Here is a 2,293-nt window from a genome sequence, read left to right as displayed (position 1 = left end):
CTCCTGAAACCCTTGTGAGCCATCGATCATCACCACTTCGGTACCGTCGGTGACCGCCTCGCGGACGAGATGCTCGAATTCGCCGACCGTATACTCCTCCGGATCGATTTCGATGATCGAGAGCCGTCCGCTGTCCAGCGCGTCCTGTAGCGGGAGGCCGATCGCATCGGCACGTTTGCGGATGGTCCGCTCTGCCTCTTCGAACTGGAACAGAATGCTCTTTTTGCCCTCAAGAGCCGCCTGAATGAGAAACTGGAGGCCGGTCGTGGTCTTGCCGGCGCCAGTCGGACCGCTGAGTATTGTTACGGTTCCCTGATCTAAGCCACCGTGGAGCAGATCGTCAAGTTCCGCCACGCCCGAAGAGAGCGTCCCCGATTCGACCTCCCGCTCTTGTTCGCCAGGAACGAGTGTCGGCCAGACCGTCAGTCCCTCGTCGGTAATATCGTAGAAGTGATTTCCACGCCGAAACGATGACCCCCGGAACTTAGAGACGTTGACTACCCTGCTTTCGGGGGTCACGTCAAGTGAGATGACAGCGTCGACGAGGAACTGAATATCGTCGTCCGTGATCGAACCGCCAGCCTGCGAAGTGAGCATCACCGTCGCGCCAGCCTCTTTGAGATAGTCGAGGAGGCCAAGAATACCTGATCGGAATTGCCGTTCGTCGCTAGTGAGATATCGAAACTCCGTGATCGGGTCAATCAACACACGATCTGGTTCAATTTCGTCAACTTCACCGCGCAGATCATCAATAAACTCCGGTTGTTCGACTTCCGCTGATTCGAAGACGCTGTAGGAGTTGCGCTCTGAGAACTGCTCTTGTGTCGGCGAGAGGTTATGAAACTGTATCTGCTCGGTATTGAGACCGAACGCGTCGGCTGTTTCTTCGACGTACGCCTGTGGTTCACCCATATTAATGTACAGAGCCGTCTCGCCGGCATCTATCCCTGCCGAAAGGAAGTGTAATCCGAAGATTGTCTTCCCTGAACCCGGCGAGCCACGGACGAGAACGTTCCGACCCCGAATGAGACCACCGTCTAGAATCTCGTCCAAGCCACTGACGCCCGTCGACATTCGTTCAGCCGGCATAATTCAGTATTATCCTTAGTCCACAAATACCTTCTTTAACAGGGCACTTTCGATGGTAACCTTAAGGGACGCCACCCGACAATCACGGGTAATGAGTACCGAGACGTCGCGGGGGCGAGCCTGGCTGATCGCCGCCCGCCCGCAGACGCTTCCCGCGGCGGCCGCACCCGTGATCGTCGGCGTCGGCTTAGCGGTTGAGGCGGGCGAGCTCGCGCTGCTGCCCGCGCTCGCGGCGTTTGTCGGCGCGGCGCTGCTACAGGTCGGCACCAACTTCGCGAACGACTACTACGACGCGATCCAGGGTGCCGACACCGACGACCGCGAGGGGTTCACTCGCGTCGTCGCCAGCGGCCTCATCGAACCCGCGGAGGTTAAACGAGCGATGTGGCTGACGTTCGCCGCGGCCGTCGCCGTCGGCACGTATCTCGTGTCCGTCGGCGGCGTCCCGATTCTCGTGATCGGGCTGGTAAGTGTCGCGGCCGGCATCGCTTACACCGGGGGACCGTATCCCCTCGGCTACCACGGGCTCGGGGACCTGTTCGTCTTCGTGTTCTTCGGTGTGATCGCGGTCACGGGAACGTACTACGTCCAGGCGGCCGCGCTCACCGGCGAGACGTTCCCGCTGTGGATCCCCGACGGGACGGTCACCCTCGCGGCGGTCGTCGCCAGCCTTCCCGTGGCCGCGCTGTCGACGAACATCTTGGTGGTCAACAACGTTCGGGACCGCGAAGAGGACGCAAACACGGGCAAACGAACCCTCGCGGTTCGATTCGGCTACCGATTCTCTCGGATACAGTACCTGTCTCTCGTTGCGCTCGCGTACCTGACCCCGTTCTGGTTCCTCGCGAACGGCTACGGGTACGCGAGCCTCCTCCCGCTCGCCACACTCCCGATCGCGGTCGGCGTGAGCCGGACGGTGCTGACGGAGACGTCGGGCGAGGCGCTCAACCCCGCGCTCGAATCGACCGGAAAACTGCTCGCGGCGTACGCCGTCGCGTTCGCCATCGGCCTCGGGATCTGATGCGGCTCCGTCGGTTCTCCGTCGCGCTGTCGAGCCCGCTCGGGACCGCCCGCGGCGATATACGCGAGCGCGAGGGGTTCCTCGTGGGCGTCGAAAGCGGGGTGGGCGAGGCGACCCCGCTACCCGGCTGGACCGAGTCGCTGGCGGCGTGTGAGTCGGCGCGCGACGCCGCCCGGACGGGAC

At 62.2% G+C, this 2,293-nt stretch carries 2 protein-coding genes and 1 pseudogene; 2 read left to right on the top strand and 1 reads right to left on the bottom strand.

Annotation, left to right across the window (positions count from 1 at the left end; all coding sequences use genetic code 11):
- The coding region (locus tag ACFQEU_RS14690; protein ID WP_379783370.1) for an ATPase domain-containing protein at positions 1 to 1,089 on the bottom strand (1,089 nt) is incomplete at its 3' end.
- A gap of 91 nt (positions 1,090 to 1,180) precedes the next feature.
- On the opposite strand from ACFQEU_RS14690, the gene ACFQEU_RS14685 reads away from it, so the two are divergent.
- Both ACFQEU_RS14685 and ACFQEU_RS14680 read left to right on the top strand, forming a co-directional pair.
- Positions 1,181 to 2,110 carry a 1,4-dihydroxy-2-naphthoate polyprenyltransferase gene (locus ACFQEU_RS14685; protein ID WP_379783368.1) on the top strand — a complete coding sequence of 310 codons (930 nt, stop codon included), beginning with the start codon at positions 1,181 to 1,183 and terminating at the stop codon, positions 2,108 to 2,110.
- Positions 2,110 to 2,293 (top strand): annotated as a pseudogene (locus ACFQEU_RS14680) (o-succinylbenzoate synthase); the annotation flags it as partial. The gene ACFQEU_RS14685 and the pseudogene ACFQEU_RS14680, both read left to right, overlap by 1 nt.

This window comes from Halorubrum tibetense (genome assembly GCF_042661865.1).
Classification (GTDB): Archaea; Halobacteriota; Halobacteria; order Halobacteriales; family Haloferacaceae; genus Halorubrum; species Halorubrum tibetense.
Note: the sequence above shows the minus strand (reverse complement) of the source record. Positions and strands in the feature narration are given on the sequence as shown.

Bases quoted from the DNA above. Each gene is read 5' to 3' on its own strand.
- ACFQEU_RS14685 (WP_379783368.1), top strand. From the start codon at position 1,181: ATGAGTACCGAGACGTCGCGGGGGCGAGCCTGGCTGATCGCCGCCCGC.